19 protein-coding genes are annotated in these 21048 nt (G+C 53.6%); 6 read left to right on the top strand and 13 right to left on the bottom strand.

Annotated elements, in window-relative coordinates; translation table 11 throughout:
• Positions 1-133: 133 nt before the first annotated feature.
• A complete protein-coding gene (gene glgA / locus ACFQ1Z_RS04770; RefSeq protein ID WP_379056029.1) occupies positions 134-1585 on the bottom strand; it encodes a glycogen synthase GlgA in 1452 nt (483 codons plus the stop codon).
• 107 nt (positions 1586-1692) lie between these two features.
• Here glgA and crcB point away from each other — a divergent pair, with 107 nt between their 5' ends.
• Positions 1693-2064, top strand: coding sequence for a fluoride efflux transporter CrcB (gene crcB / locus ACFQ1Z_RS04765; RefSeq protein ID WP_379056028.1), 372 nt, complete (start codon positions 1693-1695; stop codon positions 2062-2064).
• A 124-nt stretch (positions 2065-2188) separates the two neighbouring features.
• On the opposite strand, the gene ACFQ1Z_RS04760 is transcribed toward crcB, so the two are convergent.
• Positions 2189-5020: an Rne/Rng family ribonuclease gene (locus ACFQ1Z_RS04760; RefSeq protein WP_379056026.1), complete on the bottom strand. Its 2832-nt coding sequence runs from the start codon at positions 5018-5020 to the stop codon at positions 2189-2191.
• A gap of 606 nt (positions 5021-5626) precedes the next feature.
• Here ACFQ1Z_RS04760 and ACFQ1Z_RS04755 point away from each other — a divergent pair.
• The 5 genes from ACFQ1Z_RS04755 (at position 5627) to ACFQ1Z_RS04735 (ending at position 9406) form a co-directional block, all read left to right on the top strand.
• Positions 5627-6742: a pseudouridine synthase gene (locus ACFQ1Z_RS04755; RefSeq protein WP_379056025.1), complete on the top strand. Its 1116-nt coding sequence runs from the start codon at positions 5627-5629 to the stop codon at positions 6740-6742.
• A 38-nt stretch (positions 6743-6780) separates the two neighbouring features.
• Positions 6781-7434 (top strand): HAD family hydrolase, encoded by a 654-nt coding sequence (locus ACFQ1Z_RS04750; RefSeq protein WP_379056024.1) that lies wholly within the window; start codon positions 6781-6783, stop codon positions 7432-7434.
• On the top strand, positions 7431-7781 hold the full coding sequence (locus ACFQ1Z_RS04745; RefSeq protein ID WP_379056022.1) for a Rieske (2Fe-2S) protein: 351 nt from the start codon (positions 7431-7433) through the stop codon (positions 7779-7781). The genes ACFQ1Z_RS04750 and ACFQ1Z_RS04745 overlap by 4 nt, the downstream gene beginning before the upstream one ends.
• A 90-nt stretch (positions 7782-7871) precedes the next feature.
• A complete protein-coding gene (locus tag ACFQ1Z_RS04740; protein WP_379056020.1) occupies positions 7872-8852 on the top strand; it encodes a S49 family peptidase in 981 nt (326 codons plus the stop codon).
• An 8-nt stretch (positions 8853-8860) separates the two neighbouring features.
• A complete protein-coding gene (locus ACFQ1Z_RS04735) occupies positions 8861-9406 on the top strand; it encodes a GNAT family N-acetyltransferase (RefSeq protein WP_379056018.1) in 546 nt (181 codons plus the stop codon).
• A gap of 78 nt (positions 9407-9484) precedes the next feature.
• Here the strand turns inward: ACFQ1Z_RS04735 and der are convergent, their stop codons facing one another.
• The 11 genes from der to ndk all read right to left on the bottom strand — a co-directional run bounded on the left by der (position 9485) and on the right by ndk (position 20890).
• Positions 9485-10918 carry a ribosome biogenesis GTPase Der gene (gene der, locus ACFQ1Z_RS04730; protein WP_379056017.1) on the bottom strand — a complete coding sequence of 478 codons (1434 nt, stop codon included), beginning with the start codon at positions 10916-10918 and terminating at the stop codon, positions 9485-9487.
• Positions 10918-12105 (bottom strand): outer membrane protein assembly factor BamB, encoded by a 1188-nt coding sequence (bamB, locus tag ACFQ1Z_RS04725; RefSeq protein WP_379056016.1) that lies wholly within the window; start codon positions 12103-12105, stop codon positions 10918-10920. The genes der and bamB overlap by 1 nt, the downstream gene beginning before the upstream one ends.
• A gap of 34 nt (positions 12106-12139) precedes the next feature.
• Positions 12140-12778 carry a YfgM family protein gene (locus ACFQ1Z_RS04720; protein ID WP_379056014.1) on the bottom strand — a complete coding sequence of 213 codons (639 nt, stop codon included), beginning with the start codon at positions 12776-12778 and terminating at the stop codon, positions 12140-12142.
• A 32-nt stretch (positions 12779-12810) separates the two neighbouring features.
• On the bottom strand, positions 12811-13620 hold the full coding sequence (locus ACFQ1Z_RS04715) for an ATP-binding cassette domain-containing protein (RefSeq protein ID WP_379056012.1): 810 nt from the start codon (positions 13618-13620) through the stop codon (positions 12811-12813).
• Between the two features lie 10 nt (positions 13621-13630).
• Entirely contained in the window at positions 13631-14455 is an 825-nt protein-coding gene (locus tag ACFQ1Z_RS04710; RefSeq protein ID WP_379056011.1) for an ATP-binding cassette domain-containing protein, read from the bottom strand.
• Positions 14456-14580: 125 nt separating this feature from the next.
• Positions 14581-15840 (bottom strand): histidine--tRNA ligase, encoded by a 1260-nt coding sequence (hisS, locus tag ACFQ1Z_RS04705; RefSeq protein ID WP_379056009.1) that lies wholly within the window; start codon positions 15838-15840, stop codon positions 14581-14583.
• Positions 15841-15861: 21 nt separating this feature from the next.
• Entirely contained in the window at positions 15862-17148 is a 1287-nt protein-coding gene (gene ispG, locus ACFQ1Z_RS04700; RefSeq protein WP_379056008.1) for a flavodoxin-dependent (E)-4-hydroxy-3-methylbut-2-enyl-diphosphate synthase, read from the bottom strand.
• A gap of 31 nt (positions 17149-17179) precedes the next feature.
• A complete protein-coding gene (locus ACFQ1Z_RS04695) occupies positions 17180-18418 on the bottom strand; it encodes a helix-turn-helix domain-containing protein (protein ID WP_379056006.1) in 1239 nt (412 codons plus the stop codon).
• Positions 18419-19219 (bottom strand): type IV pilus biogenesis/stability protein PilW, encoded by an 801-nt coding sequence (gene pilW, locus ACFQ1Z_RS04690; protein WP_379056005.1) that lies wholly within the window; start codon positions 19217-19219, stop codon positions 18419-18421.
• A 3-nt stretch (positions 19220-19222) separates the two neighbouring features.
• Positions 19223-20341, bottom strand: coding sequence for a 23S rRNA (adenine(2503)-C(2))-methyltransferase RlmN (rlmN, locus tag ACFQ1Z_RS04685; RefSeq protein WP_379057171.1), 1119 nt, complete (start codon positions 20339-20341; stop codon positions 19223-19225).
• Positions 20342-20485: 144 nt separating this feature from the next.
• Positions 20486-20890: a nucleoside-diphosphate kinase gene (gene ndk / locus ACFQ1Z_RS04680; RefSeq protein ID WP_379056003.1), complete on the bottom strand. Its 405-nt coding sequence runs from the start codon at positions 20888-20890 to the stop codon at positions 20486-20488.
• Positions 20891-21048: the final 158 nt, after the last annotated feature.

Genomic DNA, 21048 nt, shown 5'->3' with positions numbered 1-21048 from the left:
GGATAAAAAAAAGACGCCTACTTGGGCGCCTTGAGGGAGGAGAAGTTAGCTTTGGAGAAGCTTGATTAGTAATTAGCAGCTTTTGTGCCAACTCTCCTTTTTCCCTCTGCGTATCATCAAAATTTAGGGCTAATCAGCCTGGAACCAGCGTTTCATATAGCTTCTGATAGTGTTTTGCCCGCGTTTCCCAGCTCACATCCTGCCGCATCGCCTGTTTTTGCAGTTGTAACCACTGACCAGAATTGGCAAAAATCGCGATTGCCTGGCGCAAGGTGACCAAAAGTGTCCACGGGTTATGGTAGGGCATAACAAATCCTGTCATTTTTGCTGGCAGTTTTCCTGCTGCAGTCGGCGCGCCGCCATGCACGGAATCTGCCAGCCCACCGGTGTTGGCCACTACCGGAATCGTCCCGTAACGCAGGCCATACATCTGGTTCAGCCCACAAGGCTCAAAACGCGAAGGCATGACAAAGATATCGGCCCCCGCCATGATGCGGTGCGACAAGGGTTCGTTATAGCCTATGGTGACAGACACCTGCCCTGGATAAAGCTGCATCAGGGTCCTGTATTGTTGTTCCAGCGCCGGCTCGCCACTGCCAAGCACCGCCAGCTGACAGCCGCTGTCCAGCAGTTGATGGGCAATGGTCGCCAGCATATCCAGGCCTTTCTGGTGCGTCAGGCGGCTGACCACCCCGAGCAAAGGCGCGTTGGCATCCACTGTCAGCCCCAGTTCGGTCTGTAGCGCATGTTTGACTTCTTTTTTACAGCGCAATTTACTGACACTGTAGTGCACAGGCAGGTAGGCATCGGTAGAAGGGTCCCACACATGCGTATCTATACCGTTGAGTATGCCGGTCAGATCGGCAGAGCGGTGCTGCAGCAGGCCCTGAAAGCCAAAGCCGAACTGCTCGGTCTGTATCTCCTTGGCGTAGGTCGGGCTCACGGTAGACAGCGCATCGGCGTAGTAAAGCCCGGCTTTCATAAATGAGACATGGCCATAAAACTCATAGCCTTCGGTTTTGAAATCCTGTTCATCCAGCGTCAAACGATGGCGCCAGTCGGCATGAAAATTACCCTGGAAAGCGATATTGTGTATGCTGAACACCGACTTGGTGCTGCTGCCCATCTGGCGCAGGTAGTAGGGTGTCAGGCCGGTCTGCCAGTCATTACAGTGGATCACATCCGGTTGCCACGTCTGTAAGTCATTGGGCATAGACAGCAGGGCCGCCACCTTGGAGAGCACGCCAAAGCGCAAGGCATTATCCTGCCACTCGCCGTATTGCGGATGATGGTAAGGCCCGCCTTCGCGGTCATACAGTTGCGGGTGATCTATCAGCAGCAGCGGAATGTGTGTGCCAGGCAAGGTGGTCTGGTAAATATCGCAACTTATGTCGTGGAACACCTGCAATGCACCGAGTAAACGCGGTGACTCACAGGTGGCCAGAATGCCACGATAAGCCGGCAGGACGATCTGGATATCCAGCCCGCTGGCGAATAATGCAGTGGGGAGTGCGCCACTTACGTCTGCTAAACCGCCTGTTTTGATAATGGGGAAAATTTCTGAGGTGGCAAATAATAAACGCAAGGGAATCTCTTTAAATCGACTGAATGTGGTGGATAGGCAATGTCACTATAAAGTGTCACTGGCAAGTTATGATACATTGCCTGAAACAGTTTTAGAAGGACATTAAAATGAAATCATGGCTAGCAGTGGCGGTCGGCGCGAGTGTGGGCGCATGGATCAGGTGGGGTTTATCGCTGAGCCTGAATGGGATAGGGGTGATCCCGCTGGGTACCTTCCTGGCAAATGCGATCGGCGGTTTGCTGATGGGCGTGGCATTAGGCATCTTGCAAACTGTGCCGGCCTTGTCGCCGGAATGGCGCTTGCTGATGACCACCGGCTTTTTGGGCGGCTTGACCACATTCTCCACTTTTTCGGCAGAAGCCTTCGCACTCCTGCAAAAGCAAAACTACGGTTGGGCCATGCTTTATATCAGCAGCCATGTCATCGTCTCTATTGTGTTGACCATCATTGGTTACTGGTGTGTGCTGCGCTGGCAATAACTGCTACCAGCCACCACATAAAACCAGGCACATAAAAAAAGAGAGCCATCACTGGCTCTCTTTTTTGTTACCGGTTCCAGTTTCAGGCTGGCTAAAACTGGCTCGGGTGGTTATGGCTGATAGCTTATTTCTTTTGCGTTTCAACCATCACCATCGCGTTGGCTTCGCCAGCGGCTGCTTCATCTTTTTTCCACTTGGCAGCTGAGCGTGGCTTTTTGGCTTTGCTCGCCGCTTCTGTGGGTGCGGCAGCGGCGGGTTTACTGTCACCAGACTTGGTTTCAACCAATTGTATGCCTGGGTCTGCCGCAGTGCTGTCAGCGGTTGCTTTGGCAGCGGCCGGTTTGCGTTTACGTGCTGCCGGTTTCTTTTCCGCAGTGTCTGCCTGATCAGCAACTGCTGATTTGCTGGCTGGTTTGGCAGCTGGTGCTGTTTCAACCAGTTCAATCGCTGGCGCAGCTGTTGCAGAAGTTTCTTCTGCAGCCTTGCCATTTGCTGCTTTGCCTTGGCCTTTACCAGCGGTCTTGCCACCACGTGAGCGGTTGCGTGCCGGTTTTTCTGCAGTGCTGTCATCAGCTGGCGCTTTTTCTGCGACTTTTGCTGCTGGCGCTGCCTTGCTGGCCTCTGCCTGGTCAGCAGTGTCTGCGCTGCTGGCTGGTGCTACAGATTGCGTTTCAGCCGCTGCGCTAGCCTTGGTTTCAGTCCTTACTTCAGTCCTGGCCTCAGGCTTAGCTTCTATCTTGGCTGCAACTGGCGCTGCGGTAGCCTGGTTAGAGGTCTCAACATGGTCTGGCGTCTGTGCTGCCGCTTGCGACTCGTTCACCTGGGCCTGGGCGTTGTTGTTCAGGCCTTCAGTGTTCTCAGTGCTGCCAGACTCATCACGTGGCCTGCGGTCACGACGACCATGACGGTTGCGGCGGTTGCCACGCTCGCCACGTTCCTTGTTCTCACCTGGTTGCGCGGTCAATGCGGGCTGGTTAGTCTCGGTTTTGGCTGCTTCCTGTGCAGGCTGGCGTGGCTGCCTGTCTGCTCTTTCCTGTCTGTCAGGACGGTCTTGCCTGTCTTTTGCTGCAGGTCTTTCCTGTTGCGGTCTTTCCTGTCTAGGCTTGGCATCCTGATCTTTGGCCGGGCGCTCGCCACGTTCCTGCTGTGGACGCTCGCGCTGACGGTCACGGTCACGACGGTTACGGTTCTTGTTACGGTCACGACCCTGGTCTTTGCCTTCGCGCGTTGGCTTGCTGGTTTCTTCAACGACAGGTTTTTCTTCCAGGCCTAACCAGGATTTGATCACGCCAAAGAATGACTTTTTAGGATCTACCGCGGCCACCACTGGTTTTTCTTCCACGATAGGAGCAGAAGTCGCCGGGGTGATGCCTTTGACCAGGGCTTCAACTTTACCTGGACCTGCTGCTTGCTCTAAACGGTGCTGGTAGTCTGACTCAGTCGGCAGGTCGACCATTTTGTAGCTGGCCTGGGTGGTTTCTTCATTGACATCATCATTGCGGATACGCACGATATTGTAGTTAGGCGTTTCCATATGAATATTAGGGATGAGGATGACCTCAACGCCAGTGCGCTGTTCTATCTTGTGGATATCGGCACGTTTTTCATTGAGCAGGAAAGTCGCCGCTTCAACCGGTAGTTGTACCTGGATGATGGCGCTGTTGTCTTTCATCGCTTCTTCCTGCGTGATACGCAGGATATGCAAGGCAGTTGATTCGATGCCACGGATATGGCCGGTGCCGTTACAGCGCGGGCAGGTCATATGGTTGGTTTCACCCAGGCTAGGGCGCAGGCGCTGACGTGACAGCTCCAGCAGGCCAAAGCGCGAGATCTTGCCCATTTGTACCCGGGCGCGGTCATGGTGCAATGCATCACGCAGCGCATTTTCCACTTCGCGCTGGTTACGCTGGTTCTCCATATCGATAAAGTCGATCACGACCAGACCGCCGAGGTCACGCAGGCGCATCTGGCGCGCGACTTCTTCAGCTGCTTCCAGGTTGGTATTGAATGCTGTCTGCTCAATATCCGCACCTTTGATGGAACGGCCAGAGTTGACGTCGATAGACACCAGCGCCTCAGTGTGGTCGATCACGATCGCACCGCCTGAAGGCAGGCGGACTTCACGCGAGAACGCAGATTCGATCTGGTGCTCGATCTGGAAGCGCGAGAACAGGGGGATCTCATCCTGGTACAACTTGACGCGTGTCACATTGCCCGGCATGACGTGGTTCATGAACTGCAAGGCTTGTTCATGCACATCTGCGGTGTCAATCAGGATCTCGCCGATATCGGCACTAAAGTAATCACGGATGGCACGGATTACCAGGCTGCTTTCCTGGTAGATCAGGTAAGCACCAGGCTGGAAATTGGAAGCATCTTCGATCGCCTGCCATAATTGGGTCAGGTAGTTCAGATCCCATTGCAGCTCTTCAGCGGTACGGCCTATGCCGGCGGTACGCGCGATGATGCTCATGCCGTTAGGTACTTCCAGTTGCGCCATGGTGTCGCGCAGCTCATTGCGGTCTTCACCTTCAATGCGGCGTGAGACACCACCTCCGCGTGGATTGTTAGGCATCAGCACCAGGTAGCGGCCAGCCAGCGAGATAAAGGTGGTTAATGCTGCACCTTTGCTGCCGCGCTCGTCTTTGTCCACCTGGACGATGACTTCCTGGCCTTCTTTAAGCACATCCTGGATGCGGGCGCGACCTTCAGGTTTCTCCTGAAAGTAGCTGCGGGAGATTTCCTTAAAAGGCAAAAAGCCGTGTCTGTCAGTACCGTAGTCGACAAACGCGGCTTCAAGTGAGGGTTCAATGCGGGTGATCACCCCTTTGTAGATATTGCTTTTACGCTGTTCTTTACCAGCGTGTTCAATATCCAGATCTATCAGTTTTTGTCCATCGACAATGGCAACGCGTAATTCTTCCGATTGCGTTGCGTTAAACAACATTCTTTTCATGCAGTGCTCCTTGGCGGAAGCTGCAGAATAAAAATGAGTACAGGGCGAGCCAGGGTTGTGTATCAACCGCCAGAATTTAACGTGAGGCCAGATTTAACCTGAGGCCAGTGCAATGGCAATTGCAAAGCTAATGAAGCAGTGCAGGCATCAATATGCACAATCTTTGAGTATGTCCATGAGCCACAAGGGCAATCATATTGATACTCATATTATCTGAAAGAGCTTAGCTGATGAAAGGCTAGTCAGGTGTGTCGTTGTTATCCACCTGTGTGATTTAGCACTATTTATCTACTAAAATAAAACCCTATGCAGAGTCTAAATTCGTTAAAATTCGGGTTTGGCAAACGCCGGGCTCATATCGTTATTTATTCTGCTTGAGCTTTCGCGTTTCGTATTTCTATTAATTATCGCTACTTGATGGCGAGCGGTATTCACCAAAATTTTTTGATTCTGAATTGACACGCAGGGCCAGTAAAATGGCCGCTGTCGCTAAGGTTGTTTCGTTGCCAGCAATGTGAAAAATTGTTGACGATACCGGAAAAAACGCAGACCCAGAATGCCGACAGTATATCTATAAGTCCTGATAAAGCAAAGCAAGACCTGCATATGACCCCCAATTCACAACAAACACCAATACCGGCCTTGCCAGACAACGCGCAAAAGCCATTGCACCAGGATAAACCAGCCAGTGACAGAGTCACTTTGCTGCTGGTGGATGAGGCTTCTGAGACCCAGCGCGTGGATAACTATCTGGCCAAGGTACTTAAAGGCGTGCCCAAGAGCCACGTCTACCGCATTTTGCGCAGTGGTGAAGTGCGGGTGAATAAAAAACGCGTCACCGCCGAGTACCGCCTGCAACTGGGCGATGAGGTCAGGGTACCGCCTATACGCATGGCAGAAGCCGCGCCTAAACCTGGCGTGCCTGCGGTCAGGCCCAAACTGGCCGAGATGGTCATCTATGAAGATGACGCCATGCTGGCGCTGAACAAACCGGCCGGCATGGCCGTACATGGTGGCAGTGGCATCAGCCTGGGTGTGATCGAACAGTTACGCCTGGAACGCCCGCAGGCCAAGTTTCTAGAACTGGTGCACAGGCTGGACCGAGAAACTTCCGGCGTGCTGATGATCGCCAAAAAACGTTCGGCGCTGACCGCCCTGCACGAAGCCATGCGCCAGCACAAAATGGATAAACGCTACGTGATGATGGTGCACGGGCAGTGGCTGGAAGCAAAAAAGAAAGTCATTCTTGATCTGCAGAAGTATGTGACTGAAAGCGGTGAGCGGCGCGTGCATGTAGTGGAGCAGCCTTTGCTCAACAATGCACCAGGTGGGCGTAAATCAGTCAAATCCGCTGGCGTGATCGCCACGCAGCAGGCAGCTAAAGGCCGCTTTGAAGTTGAGACACAAGTTTCTGAGACCTGGTTTTACCTGCAAGAGGCGCTAGGACAGTTCAGCTTGCTACAGGCCAAACTGATCACCGGGCGTACCCACCAGTTGCGCGTGCAGTTATCGCATTTGGGCTTTCCTATCCTGGGGGATGATAAATATGGTGACTTCACGCTCAATAAACAGCTGAGCAAGCAAAAGTTAAAGCGCATGTATCTGCACTCCAGTGAAACACGCATCGCGCATCCGCTGACCGGCGAGCCATTGCACCTGGTCGCGCCATTACCGGCAGAACTGGACACTTTTTTGCAATATCAGCGTCAACAGAATACTTAATAATAAAAGAATTGAAATAAATGATAGAAAGCGTTCTCGTGAAGCAGTTTGATTTGGTTGTTTGGGACTGGGATGGCACCATTGCCGACTCCACCGGCATGATCACACAGGCGCTGATCAAAGCCGCCGATGAAGCCGGCCTGCCTGTGCTCAGTGAAGCGCGTGCACGCAGCATCATAGGCCTGGGCTTGCGTGAATCGATAGAAGTGCTATTCGGCAATATCCCGGCCGAGCAGGTGCAGGCGCTGATCACACATTACAACCGCAACTATTACGCTGCAGAAGAAACCATACTGCTGTTTTCCGGCATCAGCGACACCATAGCCAGCATAGCCAGAAAAGGCTGTAAACAGGCGGTCGCCACCGGTAAAGGCCGCCGTGGCCTGAATGCCGCCTTGCAGCTTTCTGGCCTGGGCAAATATTTCAGCGCCACCAAAACGGTGGACGAATGCTTTTCAAAACCGCATCCGCAGATGCTGGATGAGTTGATGGACGAACTGGTGGTCATGCCCGAGCGCACCCTGATGATAGGCGACTCGCAATATGATATGCAAATGGGCAAAAATGCCGGTGTTATCACCGCTGCGGTGAGTTACGGCTCGCAAACTGCCACGCATTTGCAGCAGTATTCGCCGGATCACATGTTTCATGATGTGGCAACATTGAGTGCCTGGTTGCTGGCGGCGACATGAGTGACACCGTGCTGACATTCAATAGTGCCGACCTGCTGGAAAAAGGCGATGGCCTGCGTTTTGCCATACCGGCATTGGGGCCGCATGCCAGCGGATTTGTCGTGCGCTACCAGGGCAAGGCCTATGCTTATGTCAACCGTTGTGCCCATGTGCCGGTGGAACTGGACTGGGAACACGGAAAATTTTTCAATATGACGCAAGAATGGCTGATCTGCGCCACCCATGGTGCCATGTATTCGCCGCAGAGCGGGCGTTGCATCGTCGGCCCATGCCAGGGTAAATCGCTGTCGCCTATCCCGGTCAGTGAGCACGATGGCATAGTGACCGTGCATCTGGATCAGTTCTGAACAGTTTTATTTTCAGCGCATGATGACTAAATAGTGGCAAACTGATTAAAATCGTTAAACTGACTAAAATTTATTAATGAAAGTTGAGTTATGCAAGAAGAAAACCCGCAGTCGCCACAACTAAAAAATAGCCAGGCCTCTCAGGATTCGGCTATCAGCAGCCTGGAAAAAATAGCCCTGGCCGGCTTGCAGGAACAAAAGGTTTCAAGGCGCTGGTCGGTATTGTTCAAATCCCTGACTTTTATCTACCTGTTCTTCCTACTGCTGATGCTGCTGGGCTGGGTAGGGGCGAACAAGAACTCCTCGCTGGCACACACGGCCCTGATAGATATCAATGGCGTGATCGAAGCGGGTGGCCAGGTCAATGCCGATGCCGTCATCAGCAGCCTCAAAGATGCTTACGACCATAAAGGCACCAAAGGCATCATCTTGCGTATCAACAGCCCAGGCGGCAGCCCGGTACAAGCCGGCATTATCAATGACGAGATACACCGTCAGCGCAAACTGCACCCTGAAGTGCCGGTATATGCGGTGGTAGAAGATATCTGCGCCTCGGGTGGTTATTACATCGCAGTGGCGGCGGACAAGATCTTTGTCGATAAAGCCAGTATCGTCGGCTCTATAGGTGTGTTGATGGATGGCTACGGTTTTACCGAATTAATGAAAAAAGTCGGCGTAGAACGCCGCCTGATGACCGCCGGTGAGAACAAAGGCATGCTGGACCCGTTCTCGCCTGAGAATCCAAAGCAAAAAGCGTTTGCACAGAACATGCTGGACCAGATACACCAGCAGTTTATCAAAGTGGTGCGTGATGGACGTGGCAACCGCCTGAAAGAGACTCAGGAAACTTTCAGCGGCTTGTTCTGGAATGGCGAAGAAAGCATCAAACTCGGCCTGGCTGACGCTGAAGGCAGTGCTGATTACGTGGCACGCGAAGTGATCAAAGAATCCGAGATCGTGGATTTCACCTACCAGGAGACCGTGGTTGACCGTTTCGCCAAAAAACTCGGTGCGAGTATGGGCCACGAGCTGGGCCTAAATGCTAAGAGCTTGCTGCCAATGCTGCGCTAATCCCTGCAATGCTTTATTTTGAAAAAGGGACCTTAGGTCCCTTTTTTATTTCTCGATTTTATTCACCGGATATTACTCGTATGACCCATTATCTTCCGCTCACAATACGCGCAATTGAAGTCAATGATTATGCTGGATGGAATCAACTATATGCCGCGTATGCTGAATTCTATGCTGTTGAGCAAACTCAGGGGATGCGTGAGCAGGTGTGGCATTGGATACATCAATCCGCGCCATTAGTTTCTGCACTGGTGGCAGTGGATCAAGTGGGGAATGTAATCGGCTTTTTGCATTTCCGGACATTTGTGCGCCCATTGGCCGCAAGTATGGGTGGCTATGTGGACGATCTGTTTGTGTTGCCTGAGGCAAGAGGGCAGGGCATTGCCCGGCAATTGATTAAAACAGTTGTTGCTATCGGACAGGCCAGCCAGTGGTCAGTGGTCCGTTGGGTGACGGCAGAAGATAATCAGCGTGCAAGAGCCTGTTATGACAGGATTGCAGAACACACGCATTGGCAGACTTATCAAATAACGCTTTTAGTAAAAGACTTTTAAATCAAAGCGTTATATCAGAATGATTCAATCAAGTTTTAACCCAGGCATGCCCAAATTAAAACCTGATTCAAAAAAGAATTATTTTTTGGTCTTGTTCTTTTCGTTACGCTGCTTGAGTTTGGCGCGCAACTCGTTCTTGCGACGGCGCATGGTGACCAGGCCTTCGCCTTGTTTGCGCTCGTCTTCTTTGTCAAACGGGTTGTCGCCTTTGTGATATTGCACTCTGAGTGGCGTGCCTACCAGCTGGAAGGCTTTGCGGAAGATGCCTTCCAGGTAGCGGGTATAGCTGTCTTTGATACCATCGATATGGTTGCCGTGTACCACCACGATAGGCGGGTTGCTGCCGCCCTGGTGCGCGTAGCGCAATTTGGGGCGTATGCCGCGTGTGATCGGTGGCTGGTGCTGCGTGGTGGCTTCGCCGAGTACGCGCGTGAGCTGCGGCGTGGCCAGCTTGGCCATGGCGGCCTTAAAGGCGACATCCACTGAACCGAGTAACTCGTTGAGGCCTTTTTTGCGCAGGGCAGAAATATAGTGGAATTTGGCAAAGTCCAGGAATTGCAGTTTGCGGTCGATCTCGCGTTTGATCCATTCGCGTTCATCGTCTTGTAAACCATCCCATTTATTGATGGCGACCACCAGTGCCCGGCCTGAGTCCAGAATATAGGCGGCGACGTGTGCATCCTGTTCGGTGATGCCTTCCTTGGCATCGACCACCAGGATGGCGACGTTGGCGTCTTCGATCGCCTGCATGGTTTTCACTACCGAGAATTTTTCTACTGCTTCAAACACTTTGCCGCGCTTGCGCACACCGGCGGTGTCTATGATGGTGTAGTGTTTGCCGTCTTTTTCGAGGTCTATCTCTATCGAGTCGCGCGTCGTGCCTGGCTCGTCAAACGCGATCACACGGTCTTCACCGAGCAGGGCGTTGACCAGGGTGGATTTACCTACGTTAGGGCGGCCGACGATGGCTATCCTTGGCGTATCCGGGTTGATTGGTGGCGAGGATTCTTCTTCTTTGGCGACCATGGTTTCCAGCGCGATCTCTATCAGGTCACGCACGCCTTCGCCATGGGCGGAGGAGATGGAGAGCGGTTCGCCTATGCCCAGCTCGTGAAAATCGGCACTGACCACTGCTTTACGCATGCCTTCGGTTTTGTTCACGGCCAGCAGCACCGGGCGTTGTGCCTTGCGCAAGGTCTGCGCAATGGTGAATTCCTGCGGGGTGAGCCCGGCACGCGCATCGACCAGGAAGATGATGACATCGGCTTCATCTATGGCCAGCAGGGTCTGCTTGGCCATTTCCTTGAGGATGCCGCTATCAGCGGTAGGTTCAAAACCGCCGGTGTCTATCACCAGGTAAGGCTGGCTGGCACCCAGGCCGCGCCCGTAGTGACGGTCGCGTGTCAGGCCGGGCAGGTCTGCAACCAGCGCGTCACGCGTCCTTGTCAGGCGGTTAAAAAGAGTGGATTTGCCGACGTTTGGCCGGCCGACTAGAACAATGGTAGGTAACATTACTTGTATGTGACGGCATAAATGTGCCCATCACGTGATTGTGCTAGAAACTGGTTATTAGTCCCTGCAACCAGTGACATGATTGGTTTGGAGCCAAGCTGAGTGCGGCCTACAAAGCTGCCATCATCCTGACTGAGGAGGTGTATATAGCCTTCAAGATCACCCACCGCGACCACAGAGCTCATAGGCAATGGCACGGTCAGGTGGCGGTAACCCAGGTTGCCCTGGCGCCAGAAAGTTTTGCCATTGCTGGTATCCAGCGAGTAGACAGAACCTATGGTGTGACTTAAATAGATCTTGTTGTTATCAACGGTCAGGCCTACATAGCTGGAGATATCGCGGCTCCAGGCGACCTGGCCGCGCTGGCGGTCTACGCCGGCGACTTTGCCCTGATAGGCCACGACATAGACCATAGCGCCATCGACGTATGGCAGGCTGGTGATATCGGCGATACGCTCGATCTCGGTCACGCCTTTAGGCTGCGCTACGGTGGCTTCCCATAGCAGTTTGCCATTGTCGGCGCGGATAGCAACCAGTTTACCACCCGGGAAACCGGCATAAACAGCGCCGCCGTCAACCACGATACCGGCCTGGTTCTTCAGTGAGAGCGAAGGGGTGGCGCGTTCATATACCCATTTGCGACGGCCATCTGCGGCATCTATGCCGTAAATATGGTGATCGCTGGTGCGTACTATCACGGTGCCATCAAAATAACGGGGCTGGCCTTGAACCTCGCTGCTGAGGATGGCGTTCCACAGTTTTTTGCCATTCATATTCAAGGCGTATAAGTGACCCTTGCTGGTGCCTGCCAGTATCAGGCCGCCGCCCAGGCCTACGCTGCTGCTGATAGGCTCGTTCAACTCGGTCTGCCACTGGATCTTGCCATTGTCTGCCGCCAGTTGCGTGACGGTGCCTTCGGCGTTGACTGCATAGACCATGTTATCCGCCAGCACTGGCGCATAGGTGAAACGGCCCGGCTCACCGACGTCGGTAGACCAGGCGATACGTGTTTCGTAAGAACTTTTGATCTCTTCAAGTTCGACTGGCGGGTTGGCAGGTTCCGCGCCAAAAATGCTTTCGCTCAGATTGGTTTTAACGTCATTGAAAGCGGTGCAGGCAGACAGGCCGCTGCCTAGCAGCAATATGGCAGCCAGAGTCAGGCTGTTGAGCAAATGAGGTTTTTTCATAGGCAGATTATTTGAGCTAGGCAAGCGTTGCATGTTAACCCAGTGCGTCCAGTTTTTGCTGGGTCAGGTAAAACAGTTTTCCTTCTGGGTCCAGGCCTTTAAGTGCTTGAATGTAAGCCTGTTTTGCTTCTTTATCCTGTTTTTTGGCAATGTAGATATCGCCCAGCATGCTGTTTTTCAGGCCGTCAAAACCGCTGTCGTCGATGGCTTCCAGTGTTTTCCTGGCGTCATCCAGTGCATTGCGCTCTATCTGCAGGCCGGCGATCTCAATCGCTGCCATGTGCTTGATCGCTGGCTCTTTGGCTTCAGCTACTGCCCACTGCAGTTGCTTTTCGGCCGCTTCGCCCTGTTTGGCCTGGTGCAAGGCACGCGCAGCAAACAAGGCCGCTCTGCCTGCATAAGGCGTCATGCTGTAATCTTTTTGCAAGGCCTGCGCATCATTGCTGATCTGCTCGGCTTTTTTAGCATCTACGTCCTGCAATGAGTTGCTGACCAGGGTCTGGTAAGCGGTGGAAGCAGCAGTGGCTTTGTTTTCCATCCATGTCTGGTAAGCCTGCCAACCGGCAAAGGCCACGATGGCGGCCAGCAGCAGGCGTGTCACCATCTTGCCGTTCTTGTTCCACCAGACTTTGAATTCGTCCAGCTGTTCCTGTTCTTCCAAATCGTACGCCATGATATTTTCCTGCTTATTTTTTGTTTGAGTGATTACGTGATCGCTGAGCGCAAGCCCTGACCGGGAATCGCGCTAAGTAATTGTTGTGTATAAATTTGATCGGGTGCATTATAAATGTTTTCTACGCTTCCTTGCTCAATTACTTTGCCTTTTTGCATCACCAGCACCTGGTCGGCGATATGTCTGACCACTCTCAAATCGTGGGTGATAAACAGGTAACTGAGCCCCATTTCTTGCTGCAGCTGCTTTAACAGCAACAGGATCTGCGCCTGTACTGACACATCCAGTGCCGATACCGGCTCATCGCACACCACCAGTTTCGGTTGCAGTATCAGGGCACGCGCGATGCCTATGCGTTGACGCTGGCCGCCAGAAAACTGGTGCGGGTATTTTTGAGCGTCCTCTGCCAGCAGACCGACTTTTTCCAGCATCTGCCGCACATTGTCTCGTTGCTGGCTGGCATCGCCCATACCGTGTATCACCAGCCCTTCAGCGATGATATCGCCAACGCGCATTCTCGGGTTGAGCGAAGCGAACGGGTCCTGGAATATCATCTGGATATCGCGTCGCGCGCGGCGTAAGGCCGATTTATCCAGGGCCAGAAAGTCTGTGCCGTCAAACTCTACTTCGCCGCTATCCAGCGCCAGTAAACGTAAAATGCCGCGCGCCAGGGTAGATTTGCCACTGCCGGATTCGCCGACCACCGCCAGGGTGGTGCCGCGTTTGAGCTGCAGGCTGACATCATCCAGTGCGGTGATGGTCTGCTTGCCTAAACCCAGCGCACCGGTGCGCTGAATATAGGTTTTTCTCAGGTTGCGCGCTTGCAGGATAAGATCAGTCATATGCGTTCCATCAGGCCGGGCTCAGCCAGTCATAGGTCATAGGCTGTAGTATTTTTTTACCTTCGGCATCCGGCACACAGGCCAGCAATGCTCTGGTGTATGGGTGCTGCGGCTGGGTCAGCACCTGGCTGACGCTGCCGACTTCAACGATCTCACCCCTGAACATCACCACCACTTCATCGGCGATATCGGCCACCACGCCAAAATCATGCGTGATGAACAGCATGGCCATGTGCATACGGTCTTTGAGTTGCTTCAACAAGCGCAATACCTGTGCCTGCACTGTCACATCCAGCGCCGTGGTCGGCTCGTCTGCGATCAGCAGGGCAGGTTCGCAGGCGATGCTCATGGCAATCATCACGCGCTGGCGCTGGCCACCCGATAGTTCATCCGGGTAGCTGTTGGCGCGGCCAGAGTCTATGCCCACCTGCTGCAACAGCTCAGCGACTTTTTGTTTTAACGCAACGCCGCGCAAGCCCAGGTGCGTCTGCAATGGCTCACCGATCTGAAAACCGATGGTGAGTACCGGATTTAATGAAGTCATAGGCTCCTGAAAGATCATGCCTATCTGCCGGCCACGCACGGTTTGCATGGCTTTTTCATCCAGGCTGGCAAGGTCCTGGCCCTGAAACACGATATGGCCTTGCATATGCAGCTGCGGGGAGAGCAGTTTCATCACGCTGAGTGCGGTCAGGCTTTTGCCACTGCCGGATTCGCCGACGATGCAGGTGGTTTTGCCGCGCGATAATGAAAGCGAAACGTTACGCACCAGTTTGCGTTCCGGCGTGTGCGCCGGAACGATGCTTAACTGGTCTATGCGTAAAATTTCAGTCATCTGATAGGGGTGCCAGAGTTGAGAGGGCTAGAGTGTTAATCATGAAAACAGCCAGTGCATAAGTGGCCCCGTGTCATAAGTGGAAACCTGTGAGTCATGCAACTGCTGGCCTCCTGGCATGGCAATTATGCAGCCTGCACTATGCCTAATACTTGTTCGAATGGCACGCGGGCCTGTTCACCCTGGCCCAGCATGGGTTTCAGGCTGATCTCATTGGCGGCCGCTTCATCATCGCCAAAAATGGCAGCGTAGCGGGCACCGCTGCGGTCAGCTTTCTTCATCTGCGATTTAAAGCTGCCACCACCGGCATGTAGCACCACGCTAAGCCCCATATTACGCAGGGTTTCCGCCACGGTAAAGGCTTTTTGTTCTGCCAGCTCGCCGACATTGACCAGGTAAATGTCAGGCTGGTTGTGGGCGCTGACACCATATTCCTGCATCAGCAGGAATACGCGTTCCAGGCCTATGCCAAAACCACAGGCGGTGGTGGCGTTGCCGCCTATACGTTCTACCAGGGTGTCGTAGCGGCCACCACCGGCGATGGTGCCCTGCGCGCCTAGTTTGGTGGTCACCCATTCAAATACGGTACGGTTGTAGTAATCCAGCCCGCGCACCAGGCGGTGGTTGATGGTGTAGTTTATGCCGGCTTGCGTGAGCAGGGCACATAGCTGTGCGAAGTGCTGTTTAGAGGCATCACCCAGGCCGTCCATCAGTTTGGGTGCCGCTTCGCACATGGCCTGCATGCGCGGGTTCTTGCTATCTAAAATGCGTAATGGATTGTTGTGCAGACGGCGTTTGGCATCTTCGTCCAGCAATTCGGCATGCTGCTCAAAATAAGCGATCAGCGTTTCGCGGTATTGCGCACGCTCATCAGCGTCGCCTATGCTGTTGATCTGTAACTCTACATCCTTGATACCCAGCGCTTGCCACAAACGTGCCAGCAGCACTATCTGTTCAGCATCTACATCCGGGCCATCAAAACCAAAAGCTTCCACGCCTATCTGGTGGAACTGGCGCTGGCGGCCTTTTTGTACATTCTCATGGCGGAACATAGGCCCCATATACCACAGGCGTTGCGGGCCGTTATAGGTCAGGTTATGTTCTACTACTGCGCGTACACAGCCGGCAGTGCCTTCCGGGCGCAAGGTGAGTTTGTCGCCGTTAAGTGCATCTTGCCAGGCATACATTTCTTTTTCGACGATGTCGGTATGTTCACCTACACTGCGCACGAACAATTCGGTAGGCTCTACCACAGGCATGCGGATATTGTTGTAGCCGTACTGGCTCAAAATGGCACGTGCGGTGTCTTCCAGCTTGAACCACAGCGGGGTGGCTTCCGGCAATATGTCATAGAAGCCTTTGATGGATTGGAATTTTTGGGTCATTGCTAACAGCCGTTGCTTTAATTATTGTGGGATGGCGACGATAGGGATCACGCTGGGTTTGTGGGCGCGTAATTTACCGCCTTCGGCATAATGGGTACGCACATATTCATCCACCAGCAACTGGAAGTCCTGCGCGATGCGTTCGCCTTTCAGCGTCACCGTTTTTTCACCATCGACAAACACCGGTGCTACCGGGGTCTCGCCGGTACCAGGCAGGCTGATGCCTATATTAGCCAGTTTGGATTCGCCTGGACCATTGACCACGCAGCCCATCACCGCCACGTTCAATGTCTCTACCCCGGGGTACTGGCCACGCCACACCGGCATCTGCTGGCGCAACCAGGTCTGGATCTGCATCGCCAGCTCCTGGAAATAGGTGCTGGTAGTGCGGCCGCAACCGGGGCAGGCCGTCACCAAAGGGGTGAACGAGCGTATGCCCATAGTCTGCAGGATCTCCTGCGCGACCACCACTTCTTTGGTACGCGATTCGTTAGGCTCTGGCGTCAGCGAAACGCGTATGGTGTCGCCTATGCCGGACTGCAACAGGATAGCCAGCGCCGCCGTTGACGCTACTATGCCCTTGGAACCCATGCCGGCTTCGGTCAGGCCCAGGTGCAGCGGGTACTCGCAACGCTGGCCGAGGTCGCTATAGACCTGGATCAGGTCTTGCACATTGCTGACCTTGCAGGAAATAATGATCTGGTCCGGGCTAAGTCCCAGGTCTATGGCTTGCTGCGCACTTTCCAGCGCTGACTGGATCAGTGCTTCACGCATCAGCGCATCTGCAGACAGCGGCTCGGCCAGCTTGCCGTTATCATCCATCATCTGCGCCATCTTGGCCTGGTCCAGGCTGCCCCAGTTGACGCCTATGCGCACCGCTTTTTTATAGTGGATGGCGGCTTCTATCATGGCGCCGAACTGCTCGTCGCGCTTGCTGCCTTTGCCCACATTGCCCGGGTTGATGCGGTATTTAGCCAGCGCTTGTGCGCATTCCGGATAAGCCTGCAACAATTTATGGCCATTAAAGTGAAAGTCGCCGACCAAGGGCACGCTGCAACCCAGTGCATCCAGGCCTTTGCGTATAGTCGCTACCTGTGCGGCTGCTTCTGCCGAGTTGACCGTGATACGCACCACTTCAGAACCGGCCTGCCATAACTCATACACCTGGCGTATGGTAGCTTCGGCATCGGCAGTATCAGTATTGGTCATGCTTTGCACCACCACAGGCGAAGCAGTGGTGCCGTAGAGGCCGCCGCCGACTGCGACGTGGCCTATCATGACCTGGCGGGTGTTTCGACGTTGTATCATGCTTCTCAATTGTGCTTATTTCAAACTGTGCTTATTTTAATTGTATTCGGGCCACACGGCCACGGGTGGCCTGGGTCAGGTCATAAGGCTGGTTGTCTATGGTCAGCTGTGTGCCCTGGGCATGGCCAACAATCACATTGACCGGCTTTTCGGCCACTACATTGTGCTCAGATCCGGCACTCAGCACTTCGCTGAGTATCTTCTTGCCTTGCATATCCTCGATACGCACCCAGGAATCTTCAGTGACGCGGAACACCAGTATGGCTTTTTGCGGGTCTGCAGATTTAAGCGTAGTGCTCTCCACCGCATTGTTGGCAGCCGGGGTGGGGGTGCTGACTATGGTGCTGTCAGGCGTGGAGGTTGCCACTGCGGCTGGCTCCGCCACCTGGGCCTGGGTCTGGGTAGTCGCAGCTTCAGGCGCGATGCCTGCAGCGGGTTCAGTCGCAGTTGCTGTGGCTGGCGCGGCTGCCTGGCCAGTAGTAGCTGTTGCATCTGCTGCTGCAGGCAGTGACACAGTCTCGGTCACTGCCGGCGGCACATTGATGTCTTGGCCGGTGGTTTCACTGATCTCATCTACATCCAGCGCCAGCGAGGCGTTTTTAAGCGCCTGCGGTTTGATATGGTTGATATAGAAATAAGCCAGTATCGCGGCCAGGATCAGGAAAATAAAAAACGTCAGTATGCGCTGCGGCCTAATGGTGCGTGCCGGTTTGTCTATCACCGATGGGCTGGCGTTGGACCTCACACTCAATGGCAAAGGCGCAGTGCTGGGCACTATGCGCTGGTAAGCTGCCAGCACCGGCGTCACATCAATATTCAGCAACTTGGCATAGTTGCGGATAAAACCACGCACTATGCTGGGTTGCGGCAGCTTGTCAAAGTCATCCTGCTCTATGGCCTGTATCTGTTTAGGCCCCAGGCGCAGATGGCTGCTGACCTCATGGATACTCAGCCCTTGTGTTTCGCGTGCGGCTTTCAGCACATTGCCGCATCCGGAACCCGGTAGTGTGACTATCGGTGTTTCTTCAATAGGCGGGGTTTCTTCAATGAGTGGCGTTGCCGTTTCTGGTGTAGAAGGTTGCATGCTGTGTGTGTCGCCTGTTAACGTCGGTGTCAGTGGGTCATAGGTCTGGGCCTCAACGCCGGTAGCGGGCACCAGTGTAGGCGTGGCTTCCGTGTCGACCTTACGCTTGCGACCACGTTTGGGTTTATCTGCCGCCTCTGTGTTAGGGGCGCTGACGTTGATGTTATCTTCTGACGTCACTTGCATTTACTCCATTTTCAACAGTTGTTTGGTTTCGTTGGAATTTGGAAACAGTTTATGCAACTGTACACTGTAATGATGTGCCTCATCCGGCATTTGTAATGCACGGTAGATGCGCACAGCCAGCAACAGTGATTCAGGGGTAGGGGCGACACTGACGCTGGTTTGCAGTGTGCTCAAAGCCGCGCTGGCATCACCGCGCGCAAACTGCAGGTTAGCGAGCTGGTAAGCGCTGGCATGTGCCAGAGGGTCCACCTGCAAGGCTTTGCTGAAATAGCTTTCGGCTTGTGGTTTCTGTTTGCTGCGCAAGGCACACACGCCGGCATTGTAATAAGCCACCTGCGGTGTTTTATAGAGCGGGTTTTTAACCGCCAGCAAGAATTCTTTTTGCGAATCTTCATAACGGCCCTGGTCACATAAAAAGCGGCCATAGTTGTTATGTGATTCTGAGTTGGCAGGCTGCAGCTGGATCGCACGCTGGAAAGCCGCTTCTGCCCGCGGTTTATCGCCCAGTGACGCATACACCAGGCCCAGGCCGTTATACGCCAGTGCATAACCAGGGCTGCGCTCGGTGGCAGTGTTGAACTCTTCAAGCGCGACATCGTAACGTTTGAGCCTGAAGTATTCGGCGCCCAGCTCGGTGTGCACACGTGCAGATTCCTCATCGCCGGTTTCGCGGCTGGTGGGCTGCTGGTCATAGGGCAGGTTGTTTGAGCTGGCAGATGGGTTTTGCGCGCAAGCGCTCAGCCACAGGCAGGTGGCCAGCGCTAACAAGAGCATGGGTTGCGCAAAAAAATGTGTTCTCATCACTTATTCGCCCGGTTGTATGGCAATGGTTCTTTGTGTGCGGCGGGTTTTGTCCAGCACCTTGCCAGCCAGCTGGCCACAAGCGGCATCGATATCCTCACCGCGGGTCTTCCTGACGGTCACCACATAGCCAGCTTGCATTAACATATCACGAAACGCGCGTACCTGCATGGGCTTGGAAGTACCATAGCCGCTGTTAGGGAAAGGGTTGAACGGGATCAGGTTGAATTTGCATGGCACATCACGCACCACGTCCAGCAATTGCCTGGCGTGCTCTATGCTGTCATTGACGCCATCCAGCATCACGTATTCAAAGGTGACAAAGTCACGCGGTGCTTTGACCAGGTAGCGTTCACAGGCCGCCATCAGGTCTTTGATCGGGTATTTCTTGTTGATAGGCACGATCTCGTCGCGCAAGGCATCATTCGGCGCATGCAATGACACTGCCAGTGCCACCGGGCAATCCTCTTTCAGCCTGTCCATCGCCGGCACCATGCCGCTGGTCGATAAGGTCACACGCCTGCGGCTTAAGCCATAAGCGCTGTCGTCGAGCATGATCTGCATGGCGGTGACTACATTATCGTAATTGGCCAGCGGTTCGCCCATGCCCATCATCACCACGTTGGAGATGATACGGTCACTGGCAGGCAGCATGTTGTAGCCTTCGGCCTGGCGCAGCGAGTGGTTAGCCACCCATAGCTGGCCTATGATCTCTGACACGCTGAGGTTGCGGTTAAAGCCCTGGCGGCCGGTGCTGCAGAATGTGCATTCAAGTGCGCAGCCGACCTGGCTGGAAATGCACAGCGTGCCACGGTCATCTTCGGGGATAAACACGGTCTCTACGCTATTGGCAGTACCGTCTTTAAGGTTGTTGGTGCCTATCAGCCATTTACGCGTGCCGTCGTCGGAAACTTGTTCCAACTGCACATCGGGTAGTTTGAATTCGGTTTCCTGGCGCAGTTTTTCACGCAGGACTTTGGCGATATCTGTCATCTGGTCGAGGTCTAACACCCCGAAGTGATGCATCCAGCGCATCAGTTGCTTGGCGCGGAAAGGCTTCTCGCCGATACTGTTAAAGTAATCGGCGAGTTGCGGCTGGTTTAAGTTCAGTAAATTAACCAAAGTTCCATTTCTCATCTTCTCAATCATTTAAGCTTCTAAATGAGATCAGGCGCAGGCTAAAAAATGATGACGCCGCATACATTCGAGTATGTAAGGAAATCGTTTTTTAGCAGGCAACGCCGTGTCATGACGAAGCTTCAATGATTAACCAAAGAAGTATTTAATTTCAATCGCTGCATTTTCCAGGCTGTCTGAACCGTGCACAGCGTTGGCATCAATGCTTTCAGCGAAGTCAGCACGGATAGTGCCTGGCGCTGCGTCTTTAGGGTTAGTAGCACCCATCAGGTCACGGTGTTTCAATACTGCATTGTCACCTTCAAGTGCTTGTATCATCACCGGGCCGGAGATCATGAATTTGACCAGGTCGTTGAAAAAAGGACGCTCTTTGTGCACAGCATAAAAGCCTTCAGCTTCAGCTTGTGTCAGTTGCGTGAATTTAGCAGCGACGATCTTCAAACCGGCGTTTTCAAAACGGGTGTAGATTTGACCGATCACGTTTTTTGCAACCGCGTCTGGTTTGATAATGCTAAGTGTGCGCTCTAAAGCCATGAAAACTCCAATGTGTAGTTAATTAACAAGAAAAATCAAACAGCTATTCTACTATTTTTAACGTGATAGATAAACCTTGATTGCGGATTGTTTATGCATGGCTGGCTGATGCCTGGTTCACCCGCCAGCAGCCGGTTTGGTTTTAACAGTGTAAATAA

Origin of the sequence: Methylophilus luteus (assembly GCF_042676265.1) — a bacterium.
Taxonomy (GTDB): Bacteria; Pseudomonadota; Gammaproteobacteria; order Burkholderiales; family Methylophilaceae; genus Methylophilus; species Methylophilus luteus.
This window is presented reverse-complemented; position numbering and strand designations above follow the sequence as displayed.

Coding starts and splice junctions, on each gene's coding strand:
- crcB (WP_379056028.1), top strand. CDS start 1,693: ATGAAATCATGGCTAGCAGTGGCGGTCGGCGCGAGTGTGGGCGCATGG.
- ACFQ1Z_RS04760 (WP_379056026.1), bottom strand. CDS start 5,020: ATGAAAAGAATGTTGTTTAACGCAACGCAATCGGAAGAATTACGCGTT.
- ACFQ1Z_RS04755 (WP_379056025.1), top strand. CDS start 5,627: ATGACCCCCAATTCACAACAAACACCAATACCGGCCTTGCCAGACAAC.
- ACFQ1Z_RS04745 (WP_379056022.1), top strand. CDS start 7,431: ATGAGTGACACCGTGCTGACATTCAATAGTGCCGACCTGCTGGAAAAA.
- ACFQ1Z_RS04740 (WP_379056020.1), top strand. CDS start 7,872: ATGCAAGAAGAAAACCCGCAGTCGCCACAACTAAAAAATAGCCAGGCC.
- ACFQ1Z_RS04735 (WP_379056018.1), top strand. CDS start 8,861: ATGCTTTATTTTGAAAAAGGGACCTTAGGTCCCTTTTTTATTTCTCGA.
- der (WP_379056017.1), bottom strand. CDS start 10,918: ATGTTACCTACCATTGTTCTAGTCGGCCGGCCAAACGTCGGCAAATCC.
- bamB (WP_379056016.1), bottom strand. CDS start 12,105: ATGAAAAAACCTCATTTGCTCAACAGCCTGACTCTGGCTGCCATATTG.
- ACFQ1Z_RS04720 (WP_379056014.1), bottom strand. CDS start 12,778: ATGGCGTACGATTTGGAAGAACAGGAACAGCTGGACGAATTCAAAGTC.
- ACFQ1Z_RS04715 (WP_379056012.1), bottom strand. CDS start 13,620: ATGACTGATCTTATCCTGCAAGCGCGCAACCTGAGAAAAACCTATATT.
- ACFQ1Z_RS04710 (WP_379056011.1), bottom strand. CDS start 14,455: ATGACTGAAATTTTACGCATAGACCAGTTAAGCATCGTTCCGGCGCAC.
- hisS (WP_379056009.1), bottom strand. CDS start 15,840: ATGACCCAAAAATTCCAATCCATCAAAGGCTTCTATGACATATTGCCG.
- ispG (WP_379056008.1), bottom strand. CDS start 17,148: ATGATACAACGTCGAAACACCCGCCAGGTCATGATAGGCCACGTCGCA.
- ACFQ1Z_RS04695 (WP_379056006.1), bottom strand. CDS start 18,418: ATGCAAGTGACGTCAGAAGATAACATCAACGTCAGCGCCCCTAACACA.
- pilW (WP_379056005.1), bottom strand. CDS start 19,219: ATGAGAACACATTTTTTTGCGCAACCCATGCTCTTGTTAGCGCTGGCC.
- ndk (WP_379056003.1), bottom strand. CDS start 20,890: ATGGCTTTAGAGCGCACACTTAGCATTATCAAACCAGACGCGGTTGCA.